This window comes from Rothia sp. HMSC071F11 (genome assembly GCF_001809115.1).
Classification (GTDB): domain Bacteria; phylum Actinomycetota; class Actinomycetes; order Actinomycetales; family Micrococcaceae; genus Rothia; species Rothia dentocariosa.
Map to the genome: position 1 here is coordinate 290,839 of NZ_KV795763.1, position 658 is coordinate 291,496.

The following is a 658-nucleotide window of genomic DNA, read 5'->3' on the forward strand; positions in this document are numbered from 1 at the left end:
GTTCCCTATTTTCTTGCGAATACAAAAAAGCCCCACAAGATTTCTACGATCTTGCGGGGCATAAATACTAAGTTAGTAAGTTAGCTGGTATTATCGTGTCCAATTTAGTGAGTGCTGATCATACTCCACTTATTATCGGAGTACGTTCCTACGAAACTTACAGATTCCGTATTGGTCCTTTCATCAGCCGAAAAATCAACCGCAGTATCTGCGTTTGCCATAAAAGCACCCTTGTCAGTCGACATTTGGGAACCCCACTTATAACGGTCACCACTAATTTCGGGCGCAGATGTTTTCAGTTCAGTAGTTACTTTAGGGTTATCCAGCCAAATTTCTCCGCTCTTTATTTGAGAGAATATTTTTTTAGTCTCAGGATCTTTATAAAAAGCATTAACCTCTTCTTCGGTAAAAGAGCTCTTACGCAGAGGAGCATCATCTCCTGTGGCAAATAGATATTGTATGCTGGCTGCAATATAACCGATATGCGCGTAGAAAGCCTCAACAGACTTTTCATTAGCGTTCTCCGGCAGCTTCGGAACAGGAACGTTCTTCGCGGGCTCGGTGCGGGTCGCGGGCACGTACTCCCCTGCAGACGTATCGAAGCTGTCGAACTTGACCTCTCCCTTGTAATCCTTAGCGGGTTCCGACTTACTGGAGC

The 658-nt window shown here is 44.8% G+C and carries 1 protein-coding gene; it reads right to left on the reverse strand.

From position 1 onward, the window contains the following. Positions 1–104 precede the first annotated feature (104 nt). Positions 105–658: DUF6318 family protein (locus HMPREF2554_RS09235; RefSeq protein WP_246826053.1), on the reverse strand; the 554-nt coding region annotated here is incomplete at its 5' end.